Genomic DNA, 17,499 nt, shown 5'->3' with positions numbered 1-17,499 from the left:
ATGAGCGAAGCGCCAGACCAGCAAGTCAACCCGCCGGCCGGGATCCCAACTGGCAAGGTCCTGGTCACCGGCGCCAGCGGTCACCTCGGCTCCAACCTGCTGCGCCGGCTCCTCGCCGACGGCGAGGACGTCCGCGTGCTCGTTCAAGGCCGCGCCGACAACCGCAGCCTCGACGGCCTGCCCGTCGAGCGCGTCGAGGGTGACCTGCGCGACCCCGAGTCGCTGCGCCGCGCGGTCGCGGGCGTCGCCCGGGTGTTTCACGTCGCGGGCAAGATCTCGACGGCGACGGCGACGGCCGCCGAGCAGCGCTCGCTCTACGAGATCAACGTGCTCGGGACCCGCGACCTCCTGCGCGCGTGCCTCGACGCCGGGGTCGGACGGGTCGTGATGACCGGCTCGTTCTCGTCGACGGGCTTCGACCTCGACGACCCGAGCAAGGCCAGCGACGAGACCCTGCCCTTTTTTCCCTTCGGTCACGCGATGTCCTACTCGCAGACCAAGACCCTGGCCGAGCACGAGCTGCTCAAGGCCGCGGCCGAGGGGCTCGACGCCGTGATCGCGACCTCGTGCGGGTGCATCGGGCCCCATGACTTCTTGCCCTCGCGGATGGGCGGGACGCTGTGCGACTACGCCAACGGCAAGCTCCGCTTCTACATCGAGGGCGGCTTCACCTGGGTCCGGGCCGACGACATCGCCGACGGTCACGTCCGCGCGATGGAGCGCGGTCGCAAGGGCCAAAAGTACCTGTTTGCGACCGAGTTCATGACGATCAGCCAGCTGTTCTCGACCTTCGGCGAGGTCGCCGGGATCGATCGCAAGCTCATTGAGGCCCCGATCGACCTGGTCGCGGGCGTGGCCAAGATCTACTCGGGGACCCTCGCGCGCTTCTTCCCCAAGGCCTCCCAGCGCCTGACGCCGGGCTCGATCGCCGTGCTCGAGGCTCGCCGCCACGTCGACACCAGCAAGGCCCGCCGCGAGCTCGGGTTCGCGCCGACGAGCATCCGCGAGGGCTTGCACGACGCCTACGAGTTTTACCTGCGCCAGGGCATGATCCATCGCGACGCCCGGGTGTCCGTACCGGCCCACGAGGGCGCGAAGTAGCTGCCATGTCGACCAAGATCCGTATCCCGAGCTTCCCCGAGGCCAAGAACCGGCGCCAGAAGGTCCGCGCGGCCGGCATGAACCCCAACTACTGGTACCCGGTCGGGTACGCGGCCGAGCTCGGGCCGGGCGAGGTCACCGAGGTCACCTTCTGGGGCAAGGACTTCGCCCTGTTTCGCGGTCAGGACGGCCGCCTTCGCGCGATCGAGAACCGCTGCGCCCACCGCCAGCTCAAGCTGACCACGGGTGAGGTTCGCGGCTGTCAGGTCGTGTGCCCCTACCACGGCTGGACCTTCGACGGCGACGGGCGCCTCGTCGACATCCCCCACGAGCTGTTCGACAAGAAGATGCCCAACATTCGCCTCCCGGACTTCGAGGTCCGCGAGCGCTACGGGCTGATCTGGCTGTTCCCGGGCGAGCGCGAGCGGGCGGCCTCGGTCCCGATGCCGGAGATCCCCGAGCTCGAGGGTCCCGACGCGTGGGCCTGCGTGCCGGTTGACTTCACCTGGCAGGCCCACCACTCGATGATCATCGACAACGTCTCGGACTTCACTCACGAGTACCTGCACCGCAAGTTCGAGCCGTTCAAGAACCCCACGCTGACCTCGCTCGAGGTCGACGACGACAAGGTCTTCGTCGAGTACGACACCGAGGTCGGGGCCGGGAAGCTCTACAACCGCTTCATCCCCCGCGCGGCCGCGAACACCAGCCACATGCGGCTGTGCTACGCGTACCCCCACCAGTGGTCGAACACCGACGACTGGATCAAGCACTGGTGCTTCGTGCTGCCGATCGACGAGCGCACGACTCGCGCGTTCTTCTTGTTCTACTACAAGCAGCTCAAGATCCCGCTGCTCCCGGTAGCGATCCCGCGCTGGCTGATGGTCCCGATCCTCGAGGTCGCCAACCGCGTGTTGATGCAGCCGCTGCTCGAGGAGGACGGGTTCGCCGTTGAGGCCGAGCAGCTCGGCTACGAGCGCCACTACGACGCGCCGGTCGCTGAGCTGAACCCGGCGGTGATGGAGTTTCAGAAGCTGACGATCCGCAAGTGGGAAGAGTACCTGGCCGAGCGCGACGCGCAGCCACGCCAGCGGCGGCTCCCGGTCATGCCGAGCGCGCCCCACGACGGGTGAGTGGGCCTTCGCGGCATCGCACCCCGGGCTGCTAGGCCGTCGTGCTCGGGTCCGAAGCTCGCGCGGGGCTCGAGGCCGTCTGAAACTGGCCGATCAGTCGCTCGAGCTCGTCGGCCTGAAGCCGCAGGCCCTCGGCGGCCGCGCGAGTCTGAGAGGTCGCCGCGGCCGCGGCGAGCATGCTCTGGGCGACCTCCTCGATGGCCTCGGACGCGCTTTGGGTGTCGTCGCCCTGGCGCCGGGTGACCGCAGAGATGACCCGCGCGGCGACGGCGGTATCCTGGGCGAGCTCGCGGCTCTCGACCGTGGCCGCGACGGTGCTCGCGCCCGAGCGCTCGATGTCGCCGACCCGGGTCCGGACGTCGGCGACGGTCTCGTCGACGCGCTCGGCCAGGCGGCGCATCTCGGCGGCGACGAGCGCGAAGCCCCGGCCGGCCTCGCCCGCGCGGGTCGCCTCGAGCGATCCGTTGAGGGCCAGGATGTCGCTGCGCTCGGCGATCTCGCGGATGACCTCGAGCAGACCGCCGATGCTCCCGGTCTGCGCGCTCAGCTCGGTGATCTGGACCGCCATCTCGTCGGTCGTGGTCGCGGTCTGCTCGGCGTTCTCGAGGACCGCGGCGGCCGACTTGGTGATCTCGATCGCCGAGCGGGCCAGCGACGCGACGGTGTCGATGACCTCGCGCATCTTCGCGGACTGGTGCTCGGCCGAGACCTCTTGCTCGACGCTGGCGGCGTGGACCTCGGCCGCGGTCGCCGCCAGCTCGTGCGAGACGTGGCGGATGTCCGCGATGACCCCGCGGAGGCGCTCGAGCATGCCACGAAAGGCGTCGTAGAGGTCCCCGGGGTGGTCGAGCTGGACCCGGAGATCGCCGGCGGCCACGGCCGCGGCCGCCGAGGCGAGCAGCTCGAGCACGTCGATCATGCGGTTGAAATTCGCGGCGAGCTGGCCGACCTCGTCGTTGCGGTGGGTGACCACGCGCTCGAGCCCGCGGACTTCTCCGGTCTCGGCCACGTGTCGCGTCGTCTCGTCGAGCTGGGCGAGCGGGCCGGAGACGTAGCCGGCGATGTCGCGGCCCACGAGCGCGCCCAGGCCCATGATCGCGCTGCCGAAGCCGATCAGGAACAGCAGCAGCCAGTCGAGCTGCTCGTCGGGGGAGGCCTCGGCCAGGACCCAGCGTTCGTCGCCGACCGGCGCCGCCGCGAGCACGCGGTCGTTGCGGGCGTCGACGACCGTGAGGGTCTCGCCACTGGCGCTGGCGTCGTGGGCGAGTACAGCGGGGAGCCCGGAGCTGTCGACGACGCGGACGCTCGGATCGAGGCGCTCGGCGGCGCCGTGTTGGAGGTGCAGGGCGCCGAGCTCGGCGAGCCGTCGCTGGGTCTCCAATGTATGGGTGCGAATGCCGATTGTGCGGATCATGCCGCCGAGCGAGGCGAAGAGCGTCGCCAAGATCACGGTCAGCCCGACAACCACGACCGTCACGCTCGACGCGATCGAGCTTGGCGGCGCTTCGGTGCGCAGCCCTTGCGCGCTCAGTGCCGACGCGACCTCGTGCTGGATGTCCATCAAGGCGTTGCTGATCAGCGGTCGCGTCGTGACGACCTCGGCGACCGCAATTGTTGCGATGAGCACGCCGCCAATTAGCCACTCCGCGGTGCCGGCCGAGGCTTGTTTGGGCACACCGAGATAGCTGAGCAGCATGGACGAGAGCAGCAGGCTGAGCCAGCCACCGACGTACAAGCTCGTGAAGCGCCTGGAGAAGCGGTGGAGGCTGAGATCGGCCGCGCGCAAGGAGGCGGCGTCTGCCCCGTCGGCGAGTCTGCGCCAGGTCGCCGCAGGCGCGAGCAAGCGCCGGGCGTACAGGACCCACGCGAGCGCGCGGACCGTCGTGAGGACGAGCATGACACGCCAGTCGGCGACACCGAGGAGCCCCGCCCAGACCACGATCGAGAGGACCGCGATGGGGAGATCGTGGCCGCCAAGCTTGATCGTGGTCGACCAAAATATGTTCTTGCTGTTCAAGCGCACACCGCCGGTTACACCCACAACATACTGTATGCGGGGAGCTCACCGGAGCATGGCGCGCCTGGCCTGCGTAGTTTAGCTGTCCGGGCTCGTGTGGACCCGAAGGCTGAATTTCTCGATCCGGTACCGAACCTGGTCGCGGCTGAGCCCGAGCAAGCGGCCCGCGTGGGTGATGTTGCCGCCAGTACGCCCGAGTGCCTGGGCGACGAGGCTGCGCTCGAGGGTGCGCAGGTCGACGCCCTCGGGCGGCAGCTCGAAGGTGTCGCTGGCCCTGGCCTCGATCGGATCGTGGGCGGGAGGGGCGAGGGTCAGGTCTTCGACGCACAGCGGGTTCTCGGGCGAGAGCAGCACGGCGCGCTCGATCGTGTTCTTGAGCTCGCGGACGTTGCCGGGCCAGGGCTGGGCCTGCAACCAGCGCAGACCCATGGGGCTGACGCGGCGCGGCGAGAGGTTGAGCTCCTCGGCGAAGTCGCGCAACAGACGACTGACGATCTCGCGGATGTCCTCGGGCCGCTCGCGCAGCGGCGGGAGCTCGACCATCAACACCGCCATCCGGTAGTAGAGGTCCCGGCGAAACCGGCGATCCGCGATCGCGGCCATGAGGTCGACGTTGGTCGCCGCGACCACGCGCACGTCGGCCTGAATGTCGACGCAGCCGCCGACTCGCCTGAAGCTCTTGTGGTCGAGAAAATGCAGGAGCTTGGCCTGGAGGCCGAGGTCCATCTCGCCGAGCTCGTCGAGGAACAAGGTCCCGCCTTTGGCCGCCTCGACCAGGCCCTTCTTGCGCTCCTTGGCGTCCGTGAACGCGCCGCGTTCGTGGCCAAACAGCTCGCTCTCGAGCAGCCCGGGCGGCAGCGCGGAGCAGTTGATGCTGACGAAGGAGCCGTCGGCTCGCTCGCTCGCCTCATGGATCGCGCGGGCGGCGAGGCCCTTGCCGGTCCCGCTCTCACCGCTGATCAACACGGTCGAGGCCGGGCTCCGAGCGATGCGATTGAGCAGGGCCTTGATCTTGCAAATCTCCCGCGAGGTCCCGGCGATTCGATCGAAGGGGTCGGGCTCGCGTCCGATGCCGAGCAGCCTGGTTGTCGACAGGCGCTGCGGCGGGACGCAGGGGGTCTGCGGCTTTGTGTTGGTTTGATTCATGGTTGTCGACTGCCTGTCTGGGGGCGAGCGCTCGATGGCCGACGCGGTTTGTGGGGCGGGTCCGGGCTGACCTGGCTGGCGCAGTGAACGTGGTGTGCGGTGGCGGGTGAGGGCAGCGCGCTTTCGCTGTCCCCTTTCAGTCGCTCCGCCAATGAATGCAGTACGTCACGTCCACACTCTAACGGTCCCGACCGGAGGGCGGGGCGGCAATCCGTTCGCCGCGTGGGGCCCAGACACGACCGGGCTGCGGGCAGACGAGGCGGATCAGGACACCTCAGGCGGTCACGGAGGGCCGCGAAATCTCGCGTGCGCGTGAGGCCCCAGCCGCGCGAAAACCCCCGCCCGGAGCGCCCGCGGGGCTCGTTTGCAGCGCGTGGACCAGGCCGATGGGTTGGCATGCTGGTTGCTCTGTCATCATAGTTGTGAATCATCAAGCGTACGCAGTCAGTGTCGGCAAAGAATGCTTGGCGAGGGCGTTGCTGGCGGAGCCGAGCAATTTGGGCGGAGCGGCACGTGACACGCACGACGAGTCGCTCGAGCTGCTCCGCTTTCGGCCCGCGGTCGTCGCCGAGCACGTGCTGGTGACGACCGACGGGTCCGAGCCGGCCAACCGCTCGGTGCCGATGGCCGTCAACGCGATCCGGGCGTGTGGGAGCCCGCGCGTGACCTTGTTTCGGGTTCTGACCTGCATGGAGGGGGCCCGCGCGCCGGTCCACGCGCTCGAGTGGGAGCTCGCGCGCGCGCAGGCCGACGCCGATCTGCGCCAGGTCGCCGCCCGCTTCAACGGCTTGCATGACCGGGTCGAGACGGTCATGGCCGTCGGCCGACCAGCTGAACAAATCCTCAATTACGTCCACTCCAACAAGGTCGATCTGCTCGTAATGGCCAGCCACGGCAGCCACGACTCGCGGACATGGCGAATGGGCAGCGTGGCCCGCAAGGTCGTCGCCGAAATTCGGACCTCGGTGTTCATCACGCCGCCCGAGGCGGACGTGTCGAAGCTCGAGCGGGTGCTGTTGCCGCTGGATTGTTCGGCGCGCGCCGAGTGTGTCTTGCCGCTGGTCGCCAAGCTCGCGGACGTCCACGACCCCGAGTTTGTCCTGGCCCACGTGGTCCCGCGGCTTGAAATCCCGCATCGTTTGCCGGCAGGAGGCCGCGACCGCGAGCTCGTCGACGAGCTCACGGGACGCAACCGATGCCGGGCCGAGGCCTACCTTCAAGGCGTCCGCGATCGCCTGACCCGCCGCGGGGTTCGGACGAAGGTCGAGCTGCTGTCGGACGTCAACCCGGCCCGCGCGATCGAGCGCCTGGCCAACAACTCGGACGTCGACCTGATCCTGATGAGCGCGCACGGGGCGAGCTGCCACGAGGGCGAGAGCTACGGATCCTTCGCCCGGCGCATGCTCGATTCGCTCGTCAAACCACTGTGGATTGTCCAGGACCTGCCCTCGTCCAGGCCCCACAGTCACCAGCACAGCAGCGGTGTACGCAGCTAGCCCCAGCCCCGCGGCGCGGGGGTCGGCCCGCGCGCGCGTGGCCCGAGTCGCCCGCGCCCTCGATCGTCTGTACCCGCTGCTGAGCGCGGCCGCGAGCTCGGCGAACCCGATCCCGCCCGGCGCCGAGTGGATGCTCGACAACCACTTCGTGATCAGGCGGGCGCTGCGCGAGGTTCAGACCGGGCTCGTGCGTCGCTTCGAGCGGCGCTTGCCGGTCGTGGCCGAGGGACCCGCGGCCGGGGCTGGCCGAATCGAGCTCGAAGCCGCGGCGATCCTGCGTGAGACCGACGGATTGCTGGATCGCGCGCAGCTCGGTCGTCGGATCCGGGCGTTCGCGCTCGACCACGACCTGAGCGTGGCCGAGCTGTGGGCGCTGCCCTTGTTGTTGCGCCTCAACTTGCTCAAGGCGCTCGCGGCGGACGGCCCCAAGCTGCTCGAGCAGCCGCTCGACAGCGCCGTCGATCATCGCGTCGCCAACGGCGTGCGCAGCTTGCTGTTGGTCCAAAAAACCGACTGGAGCCGCTTCTTCGAGGATGTCAGCGAGGTCCACCGGATCCTGTGTCGGGACCCCAGCGGGCGCTACGCACGTTCGGACTTCGAGACCCGCGATCGCTACCGAAGCGTGGTCGAGCTGCTCGCGCGCCGGAGTCGGTGGAGCGAGGCGCGGGTCGCCTCGCGGGCCCTCGCGCTCGCGAGCTCGGCCCTCGACGACAGCGCGCTGACGGGCGATGTCGGCTACTGGCTCCTGGGTCGTGGTCGCGCGCAGCTCGATCGTGAGCTTGGCGGACTCCGCGGTCGCCTCGGCGCCGCGCTGCGTCGGCGGGCGGCGCTCGTGTACATCGGCGGGATCGTCTTCGTCGCGCTCGCCCACCTGGTCGCGCTGGTCGCGGGCTCGAGCGTCGCCGGGGTCCCGCCGACGCGGATCGCGATCGCGGCGCTCCTCGCCGTGATCCCGGCGTGGACGATCGGCGTCAGCTTGGTGAACTGGCTGGTCACGCTCATGGTCACGCCGACCAAGCTGCCCAAGCTCGACCTGTCTGCCGGGGTCCCGCCCAGCTGTCGGACCCTCGTCGTCGTCCCGGGCCTGCTGATCCGCGAGCGCGACGCCGTCGCGCTCGTCGATCGGATCGAGCGCCACTACCTCTCGTTTCGTGATCCGAACGTCGAGTTTGCGATCGCGAGCGACTTCGGCGACGCCGACGAGGCGAGCGTGAGCGCGGACGAGGCGCTGCTCGAGCAGGCGCGACAGGGCGTGGCCGAGCTCAACGCTCGCTACGGTGATGATGATCGAAGCGCGCCCTTCCACCTGTTTCACCGTCGCCGGGTCTGGAGCCCACGCCAGGGCCGATGGATGGGGTGGGAGCGCAAGCGCGGCAAGCTCGAGGAGCTCAACCGGCTGTTGCGCGGGCAACACGACACGACCTACGTGCTCCACGAGGGGCGCGCGGTCCGTGACGACGAGTTCCGCTTCGTGATCACCCTCGACGCCGACACGATCCTGCCGCCGGGCGCCGGCCTGCGACTGATCGAGACCCTCGCGCACCCGCTCAACCGGGCGTGCCTCGACCCGCTCGGACAGCGCGTCGTCTCGGGCTACACGGTCCTCCAGCCCCGGGTCGAGATCACGCCAGGGCCAGCGCCGACGCGCTTCGCCAAGCTGTTCGCGGGCGACGGCGCCTTTGACATCTACTCGCGCGCGGTCTCGGACGTCTACCAGGATCTGTTTGGCGAGGGCGTGTTCGTCGGCAAGGGCATCTACGATCTCGACGCCTTCCAGGCCAGCGTCGAGGGCAAGATGCCCGCGGATCGGATCCTCAGTCACGACCTGATCGAGGGGGTCCACGGTCGCGCGGGTCTGGTCTCGGACGTGATCATCTATGAGGACTACCCGCGCAACTATCTGAGCCACGCGCGCCGCCTCCACCGCTGGATTCGTGGCGACTGGCAGCTGCTGCCGTGGATCGGCCCGCGGGTGCCGGCGGCCGACGGACGCCGCCGACCCAACCGGCTCAGCGCGATCTCGCGGTGGAAGGTGCTCGACAACCTCCGTCGCAGCCTCCTGTCGACGAGCCTGGTCGGGTTCTCGGTCTTCGCGTGGTTGGCGCTGCCCGGCGCGTGGCTGTGGACCGCGCTGGTCGTGATCGTGATGGCGACGCCGGTCCTGGCCGACGTCGGCGGCGGGCTGCTGCGGGCCCGGCCCGGGACCCTGCGGCCGGCGATCTCCGGGGTCGTCGGCCGGGCCCCTCCGGCCGTGTCGCGGTGGCTGCTGAGGCTGGCGCTCATGGTCCACGACGCGCTCGTGTCTTGCGATGCCATCGCGCGGGCGCTCGGGCGCACGATGCTGACCAAGCGCTGGCAGCTCCAGTGGACGCCGAGCGCGGTCGCCGGTCGCGGCGCCGGTTCGCCGCGGACCATCGTCCGCGAGATGGCCCCGGCCACGGTCCTCGTCCTGGCGCTCGCGGTCGGGCTGCTGGTCAGCGATCCGCGCGCGGCCCTGGGCGCGGCGCCGCTGGTCCTCGCCTGGCTGAGCGCGCCTTTGCTGGTCATCTGGACCGCGCGCTCGGGTCGGCCCGCGTCCAAGTTCGGGCCCGAGTCCGAGTCCGAGTCTGAGTCGAGCATCGACGAGCAGGAGGTCCGCAAGCTGGCCCGGCGGACCTGGGCCTACTTCGAGCGCGTCGTCGGCCCCGAGGATCACTGGCTGCCGCCCGATCACTTTCAAGAGCACCCCAAGGGCGAGCTCGCGCACCGGACCTCTCCGACCAACATCGCGATGGCGCTGCTCGGGACCTTGGCGGCCTACGACCTCGGCTACGTCGCCCTCGTCGAGCTCGTCGTCCGGCTGCGCAACACGATCGAGAGCCTGACCCGGCTGCCCCGCCACCACGGCCACGTGCTCAACTGGTGCGACACGACCACGCTCGCCCCGCTCGAGCCCCGCTACGTGTCGGCCGTCGACAGCGGCAACCTCGCGGTCGCGCTGCTGATCCTCGAGCAGGCCTGCCGCGAGCTCGGCGCCGAGGCCCGTCCGCTCGAGCGCCGCTTCGGCGGCCTGCGCGACTCGTTTGAGGTCTTGCTCTCGGCCGTCGCCAAGTGGGGCCCCGAGGCCGATGGGATCCGGCGCAGGGTCGAGGACATGCGCGACGAGCTGGTCGCGATCGCCGGACCACGGGACTGGCTCGACGCCCTCGACGCCCTCGACGAGCGCAGCTTCCTCGCTCTCGACGAGGAGCTGCTCGGGCTGTTCGAGCGCGAGAGCGACGCCCGACCGCCCGCGGCCTTCGAGGATCTGCGCGCGTGGGCGACCTGCACCCGGTCCGAGGTCGAGAGCCTTCGCAGCGAGCTCACGGTTCAGCTGCCCTGGCTCGCCCTCGTCGAGACCGTGCCCGCGCCGACCCCCGCGGTGCTCGAGTCCACGCTCGAGGTCCTGCGCGTCGAGTTCGAGGCCGTGCCCACGCTCGGCCAGGCTCGGGCTGTCTACGAGCGCGTCCTGGCCCTCGTCGAGGCCCCCGAGATCGTCGAGAGCGAGCTCCCCGACCCGTGGCGCGTGTGGCTCGAGCAGCTCGGCGCGGGCTTGAAGGTCAGCCTCGACCACGAGGCCCAGCTCCGCGCGCGCCTCGAAGAGATCGGCGCGCGCGCGGCCGCGCTGGTCGAGGGCATGGACTTCGGGTTCCTCTACGATCGCGATCGGGAGCTGCTCTACATCGGCTACGACGCCACGGCCGAGCGCTACGACGAGCACCACTACGATCTGCTCGCGTCCGAGGCTCGCCTGGCCTCGATCGTCGGGATCGCAAAGGGCGAGGTCCCGCTGCGGCACTGGGCCAAGCTCGGGCGCCCGATCGGGCGCTTCGGCGGCGGCCGCGGGCTGCTGTCGTGGAGCGGGACCATGTTCGAGTACCTGATGCCGCCGCTGCTGCTCGACGAGGGCGAGCAGACCTTGCTCGACGTCAGCGCGCGGGCGGCCGTGCGCGCGCAGATCGAGTACGGCCAGCGCCGCGGCGTGCCCTGGGGCGTGTCCGAGTCCGGGTACTCGCGCCTCGACAGCCGCCGCAACTACCAATATCGAGCGTTCGGCGTGCCGGACATCGGCTTTCGCCGCGAGCTCGAGCGCGATCTCGTCATCGCCCCCTACGCCAGCTTGATCGCCCTGCGCTACGCCCCCGCCGAGGTCGAGGCCAACCTCGCGCGGCTCGACAGCGCCGGCGCCATGGGCCCGCTCGGCGCCTACGAGGCCGTCGACTACACCCGCGAGCGGCTCGCGATCGGGCAGACCCACGCGGTCGTGCGCTCGTACATGTCCCATCACCAGGGCATGATCCTGCTCGCGCTGCACGGACAGTGCTGCGCGCGGGCCATGGTCGCGCGCGCCCATCGTCACCCGACGCTGCGCGCGGTCGAGCTGCTGCTGCGCGAGCGCGAGCCGGGCCGGCTGCCGGTCGAGCGCCCGCAGCGTCCCGCCGAGGGCCCGCCCGCTCAGGTCCGCGTCGAGCGGGTCGAGAGCTGGGCGGTGCCGCCCGCCGCCGGGATCGAGGCCCAGCTGATCTCGAACGGTCGCTACGCGGTCCTGCTGACCTCCGGGGGCGCGGGCCACAGCCGCTGGCGGCAGCGCGCGCTGACCCGCCCGTGCCAGGACCCCACCCTCGAGGAGCCGGGCTTCGTGATCGAGCTCGAGGACATCGACAGCGGCGGGCGCTGGAGCTTCTACGCGGGCGAGGTCGACGATCCCTGCCGCGAGACCCGGTTCTCGGCCGAGGGGGCCAAGATCGTCGTGCACGAGCACGAGCTCGTCGCCGAGCTCTCGGTCTGCGTCGCGATCGACGAGGACGCCGAGCTGCGCGTGGTCGAGATCAGCGATCGCAGCGACCACCGCCGCCGGCTGAGCGTCACGGGTTACGCCGAGATCGTGCTCGACGACGCCCGCGCCTACGCCCGCCACCCGGCCTTCTCCAAGCTCTTCGTCGACAGCCAGGTCAACGCCGAGCCCCAGATGCTGGTCTGTCGACGGCGGCCGCGGGAGCCGGACGAGGAGCCGCTGTGGCTCGGCTGCGCGCTGGTCTCGGACACCGTCGAGTGGACCGGGTACGAGACCGACCGCGGCGCCTACCTCGGTCGCGGCGGCGAGCTGGGGGCACCCGCGGGCAGCGTCCGCGAGCTGCCGCGGGCGACGACGCAGATGCACGCGACCCTCGACACCTGCGTCGCGCTGCGCGGCGAGGTCGAGCTCAGCCCTGGGGGGGGCTGCAGCTTCGCCTTCGTCATGTTCGTGGCGCCGTCGCGGGCCGAGCTCCTCGCTCGCGCCGACCGCCTCCTGTCGATGGCCGCGGTCCGCCGGGCGCAGCTCGAGGCCGAGCGCGGCGCGCTCGAGCGCGCCCACGAGCGCGGCGACGACACCGCCGCGCTGCGTCGCAACCAGCGCTTGATCTCGGCGGTCTTGTTCCCGCGCACGCAGCTCCGGGCTCCGGCCGCGGTCCTGGCTCGAAACATCCGCGGACAGCCGAGCCTGTGGCGTCACGGCATCTCCGGCGACTGGCCGATCATCCTGGTCCGCGTGTCCTCGGTCGGGATCTCGGCCGCCGCCGATCTGGTCCGCGCCCACAGCCACTGGGTCGAGCGCGGCGTCGCCGTCGATCTCGTCCTCATCGAGGAGCGCGCCGCGGGCTACGGGGCCGCGATTCGCCAGCGCCTCGCGCAGGTGTTCGAGCGCGAGGGGGCGCGGATCGGGGCCCCGGACGGGGGCGTGTTCTTGGTCCACGGCGCGGCCCTCGACGAGGTCGAGCGCGACCTCCTCGACAGCTGCGCGTCGGTGATCCTCGACGCCGAGCTCACGGATCTCGAGACCGCGCTCGATGTCCCTCGCGTCGCGCCCTTGCCCGCGTTCGAGCCCGAGGGGCGCGAGCACGAGCCGACGCCGCGGCTGGCCCGGCCCGCGGATCTGCGCCTCGACAACGGCCGGGGCGGGTTCTCAGCCGACGGCCGCGAGTACGTCATCTACCTCGAGCCTGGCCAGCACACGCCCGCGCCGTGGATCAACGTGATCGCCAACCGCAGCTTCGGCAGCGTCGTGTCCGAGCGCGGAGCGGGCTACACCTGGGCCGACAACGCCGGGCTCAACCGCCTGAGCGCGTGGGTCAACGACCCGGTCCTCGATCCGCCGCCCGAGTCGCTCTACGTCCGCGACGAGCAAGGCGGCGAGGTCTGGTCGCCGGTCCCCGCACCGGCTCCGGCCGCGGCCCCCTACGAGGTCCGCCACGGCGCCGGCTACTCGACCTTCACCCACCACAGCCACGGGCTGATCCAGACCGTCGAGGTCTTCGTCGCGCCGGACGACCCAGTCAAGTTCACCTGCCTGAGCCTCGTCAACTGCGGGCAGAGTCAGCGGCGGCTGACGGTCACGATGTGCGTGGAGTGGCTGCTCGGCGCCCGGGCCCCGGCCGACACCCGGCTGTTGATCACCGAGTTCGATCCGAGCGCCGAGGTCGCCCTGGCCCGCAACCCGTGGAACCCGAGCTTCGCCGGGCGCTGCGCCTTCGCGGCCGCGAGCGAGCCGCTGCACGGGATGACCGCCAGCCGCGAGGAATTCTTCGGCCGCCGCGGAAGTCGGCGGCGCCCGGCCGCGCTCGAGCGCATCGCCTTGTCGGGCGACATCGTCCACGGCGCGGACGCCTGCGCGGCGCTGCAGGTGTTGGTCGATCTCGGCCCGGGTGAGGAGGCCGAGCTCCACTTCATGTTCGGCCAGTGCGAGGATCAGGCCGCGGCCGTCGAGCTCGTCGAGCGCTGTCGGGCCAAGGACGTGGTTGCGAGCCTGCGCAGTGAGCTCGATCGCCGCTGGGACCGACTGCTCGGCGCGGTCGAGATCCGAACCCCCGACGCCGCGCTCGACCTGCTGTGCAACCGGTGGTTGCTCTACCAGTGCATCAGCTCGAGGATCTGGGGCCGCACGGGCTTGTACCAGTCGAGCGGCGCGTTTGGGTTTCGCGATCAGCTCCAGGACGTGCTCGCGCTGGTCCACGCCGCGCCGGACCTGGCCCGGGCCCACATCCTCGACGCCGCGCGGCGCCAGTACGAGGCCGGCGACGTCCAGCACTGGTGGCACCCGCCCACGGGCCAGGGCTTGCGCTCGCGCTGCTCCGACGATCTGCTGTGGCTGCCGCTGGTCACCGCCGCCTACGTCGAGGCGACCGGTGACGAGGCCCTGCTCGACGAGCGCGCCCCCTACCTCGACAGCGCCCCGCTCGGGCCCGACGAGATCGAGCGCTACGAGGGCGGCCCGCGCTGGACCGACGACGGGACGATCTACGAGCACTGCCTGCGCGCCCTCGCCCACGGCGGATCCGCGGGCGATCACGGCCTCCCGCTGATCGGCAGCTGCGACTGGAACGACGGGTTCTCGCGGGTCGGCGTCCGTGGACGGGGCGAGAGCGTGTGGCTGGCGTGGTTCTTCATGGTCGCCGCGACCGACTTCGCCGTGATCTGCGACCGCGTCGGCGAGCTCCGCGACGCCCGGCTGCTCCGCGATCGGGCCAAGGCCTTGATCGGGCCGGCCGAGGACGCGTGGGACGGCGCCTGGTATCGGCGAGCCTACGACGACGACGGCGAGCCGATCGGCAGCGAGACCAGCTCGCAGGGCTGCCAGATCGACTCCCTCGCCCAGTCGTGGGCGGTGTTCAGCGGCCGCGCGCCGGCTCGCCGCACGCGCCGGGCGATGGCCGCCGTCTGGGATCAGCTCGTCGCGCGGGACGAGCAGCTCGTGCGTCTGTTCGCGCCGGCCTTTGACGGTGGCCGCCCGAGGCTCGGCTACATTCAGGCCTACCCGCCGGGCGTGCGCGAGAACGGAGGCCAGTACACCCACGCCGCGGTCTGGGTCGCCTGGGCCTTCGCGGAGCTCGGCGACCCCGATCGCGCCTACGACGTCCTGAGCATGATCTTGCCCACGACCCACGCCCGCGACCCCGCCTCGGTGGATCGCTACCGGGTCGAGCCGCATGTGATCGCCGCCGACATCTACGCCGAGCCGCCGCACCTCGGCCGCGGCGGCTGGACCTGGTACACGGGCGCGGCGGCGTGGACTTACCGACTCGCGGTCGAGCGGATCTTGGGAGTCCGCCGCGAGAACGGCCGCGTGACCCTGGCCCCCGCGCTGCCCGCGGGCTGGCCTGGCTTCGAGCTGGTTCTGCGCGAAGGGGAGGGGGAGTACCGCGTTCAGGTCGTGCGCCTGCGCCGGGGCGTGGACGGAGTCGCGGTCGTGGATGGGGTCGAGCGTCCGCTGCCGATCGTGTTGCCCGCGCTCGGGCGAGAGGTCCGCGAGATCACGATCGGCGTGCCCTCGCGGGCTGGGCTGGGCGCGGACGCTGACAGCTCCGAAGCAGACACGGCCCGACGGGCTCGACGCCGAAGGTTCCGGGCGCCGACTTAGGTCTTTCTCGCTGCGGTGTGGGGGGGAGTTCGAGTTCGTTGTTGTGGGGGGCGTGGCCGTTGGGGGTCCGCGCAGGGCCGCAGGAGGTCCGAGTTCGGGACGTCGCCTCTCCATCTGGGGTGCAGAAGGCTCTTGGTGCAACACGACCATGTCGGGCTGCTAGGCGTCGAAGGTGCTTTTCGTACGGCGATATCCCGAACTCGGACCTCCTGCGACCCTTAATGCGCTCATCTTTCGGCGACGAAAGACCCCGCTCCGAAGCGGCGAGCGTTGTTCGGCCCGCTCGCAGGTTTGGCTCGGGGGTCCCCCTGCGACCTCTAATGCGCTCATCTTTCGGCGACGACCGAGCTCGCTCCGAAGCGGCGAGCGTTGTTCGGCCCGCCCGCAGGTTTGGCTCGGCGAATGCGCTCATCTTTCGGCGACGAAAGACCCCGCTCCGAGGCGGCGAGCGTTGTTCGGCCCGCCCGCAGGTTTGTCTCGGCGAATGCGCTCATCTTTCGGCGACGACTGACCCCGCTCCGAAGCGGCGAGCGTTGTTCGGCCCGCCCGCAGGTTTGTCTCGGCGAATGCGCTCATCTTTCGGCGACGAAAGACCCCGCTCCGAAGCGGCGAGCGTTGTTCGGCCCGCCGCAGGTTTGTCTCGGCGAATGCGCTCATCTTTCGGCGACGACCGAGCCCGCTCCGAAGCGGCGAGCGTTGTTCGGCCCGCTCGCAGGTTTGTCTCGGCGAATGCGCTCATCTTTCGGCGACGAAAGACCCCGCTCCGAAGCGGCGAGCGTTGTTCGCCCCGCCGCAGGTTTGTCTCGGCGAATGCGCTCATCTTTCGGCGACAAATGACCCGCAGGTTTGGATCGGGGTCACCCTTCACCCGTAGAAGAGCGCATTAAGGGTCGCAGGAGGTCCGAGTTCGGGATATCGCCGTACGAAAAGCACCTTCGACGCCTAGCCGACCGACATGGTCGTGTTGCACCAAGAGCCTTCTGCACCCCAGATGGAGAGGCGACGTCCCGAACTCGGACCTCCTGCGGCCCTGCGCGGAGCCCCAACGGCCACGCCCCCCCACAACAACGAACTAGAGGCCTTAGAGCCCTTCGAACACCCCAACCGCCCGAACACCCAGCCGCCCGGCAAATCTAGCATGGCGTCTCCGCGAGCCCCCAGCCGTAGGCCGCGGCGAGCCGCCTCGAGGCACGCTTCTTGAACAGTGATCCATTCGAGGCGTTCACAGCGAGCGCCCACAACAGGAGAATCGACATGCAACTCGCACCATGGCGTGCCCCCAGCAACACCTTCCTCACCCTCCAGCAGGAGATGAACCGGATCTTCGAGAACTTCCTCCCTCCAACCCGCTCGTACGAGGTCGTCCCCGCGATCGACGTCAACGAGGATGACGGCACCATCACGGTCTCCGCCGAGCTGCCCGGCGTCAAGCGGGACGACGTGACGATCAGCGTTCGCGGCGACATCCTCGAGATCAAAGGCGAGAAGCGCGAGGAGAAGCGCCACGAGGGCGCCAACGTCCACGCGCTCGAGCGGACCTACGGCAGCTTCATGCGCCGCCTGGTGCTCCCCTGCGAGGTCGAAGGGGACCAGGCCGAGGCCAAGATGGACCAGGGCGTCCTCCACTTGAAGCTGCCCAAGAAGACGGTCGAGGAGTCGGGCGCCAAGGTCATCAAGGTCAACTGATCCGCGCAATTACACCCCCGCTGCCGAGAATTCCTCACCGCGACTCGGCGCCGAGATCGACGGCGTCGGGGAGCTCATTTGGGTTGTCGCTCGGATCCGCGGGGAAGTGAATCGCCAGCGCCTCGCCGATGGTCTCGATCGCGGCGATCAGACCATCGGTGTAGCGCCCGTCGCAAAACGCGTCGCCGAGCGCGTCGGCGACCGCGTCCCATAGCCACGGCCCGACTTGCGCGTCGATGCCCTCGTCGCCGAGGACCACGACGCGACGGCGCGCGGGCGCGACGAAGATCAGCACGCCGTTCTTTGCTCGGGTCTCGCCGACGCCGAGCCGGGCGAAGGCGCGCTCGGCCGTTCGCCGCACGCTGCCCCAGAACAGGGGCGCGAGCGAGACGCGGATCTCGCCGGAGGTCCGCCGCTCGGCCCGGGCGACCGCGGCCTCGACCTCGTCGAGTTCGAGCTCGCGCCCCTGTTCTGGGGCAGCGTGCGGCGAACGGCCGAGCGCGCCTT

8 protein-coding genes are annotated in these 17,499 nt (G+C 70.5%); 5 read left to right on the top strand and 3 right to left on the bottom strand.

The window, feature by feature from the left end; translation table 11 throughout:
* Both ENSA5_RS29140 and ENSA5_RS29135 read left to right on the top strand, forming a co-directional pair.
* Complete coding sequence (locus tag ENSA5_RS29140) at positions 1-1,101, top strand: NAD-dependent epimerase/dehydratase family protein (RefSeq protein WP_181198266.1); 1,101 nt, start codon at positions 1-3, stop codon at positions 1,099-1,101.
* Between the two features lie 5 nt (positions 1,102-1,106).
* Positions 1,107-2,234, top strand: a complete 1,128-nt coding sequence (locus tag ENSA5_RS29135; RefSeq protein WP_106394984.1) for a Rieske 2Fe-2S domain-containing protein — start codon at positions 1,107-1,109, stop codon at positions 2,232-2,234.
* Between the two features lie 31 nt (positions 2,235-2,265).
* Here ENSA5_RS29135 and ENSA5_RS29130 read toward each other — a convergent pair whose 3' ends face one another.
* A complete protein-coding gene (locus ENSA5_RS29130; RefSeq protein WP_106394983.1) occupies positions 2,266-4,251 on the bottom strand; it encodes a methyl-accepting chemotaxis protein in 1,986 nt (661 codons plus the stop codon).
* Between the two features lie 78 nt (positions 4,252-4,329).
* Complete coding sequence (locus ENSA5_RS29125) at positions 4,330-5,397, bottom strand: sigma-54 interaction domain-containing protein (RefSeq protein WP_106394982.1); 1,068 nt, start codon at positions 5,395-5,397, stop codon at positions 4,330-4,332.
* Between the two features lie 497 nt (positions 5,398-5,894).
* Between ENSA5_RS29125 and ENSA5_RS29120 the strand changes: the two genes are divergently transcribed.
* From ENSA5_RS29120 to ENSA5_RS29110, 3 genes are all read left to right on the top strand, one after another.
* Positions 5,895-6,893: a universal stress protein gene (locus ENSA5_RS29120; RefSeq protein WP_181198265.1), complete on the top strand. Its 999-nt coding sequence runs from the start codon at positions 5,895-5,897 to the stop codon at positions 6,891-6,893.
* 37 nt (positions 6,894-6,930) lie between these two features.
* Positions 6,931-15,306 carry a GH36-type glycosyl hydrolase domain-containing protein gene (locus tag ENSA5_RS29115; protein ID WP_106394980.1) on the top strand — a complete coding sequence of 2,792 codons (8,376 nt, stop codon included), beginning with the start codon at positions 6,931-6,933 and terminating at the stop codon, positions 15,304-15,306.
* A 1,254-nt stretch (positions 15,307-16,560) separates the two neighbouring features.
* The gene (locus tag ENSA5_RS29110) at positions 16,561-16,992 is read left to right on the top strand and encodes an Hsp20/alpha crystallin family protein (RefSeq protein WP_106394979.1); all 432 of its coding nucleotides are present in this window, start codon (positions 16,561-16,563) and stop codon (positions 16,990-16,992) included.
* 34 nt (positions 16,993-17,026) lie between these two features.
* Here ENSA5_RS29110 and ENSA5_RS29105 read toward each other — a convergent pair.
* On the bottom strand, positions 17,027-17,499 hold a 473-nt coding region (locus ENSA5_RS29105; RefSeq protein ID WP_106394978.1), incomplete at its 5' end, for a TPM domain-containing protein.

Source organism: Enhygromyxa salina (assembly GCF_002994615.1).
In the GTDB taxonomy this organism is placed as follows: Bacteria; Myxococcota_A; Polyangia; order Nannocystales; family Nannocystaceae; genus Plesiocystis; species Plesiocystis salina_A.
This window is presented reverse-complemented; position numbering and strand designations above follow the sequence as displayed.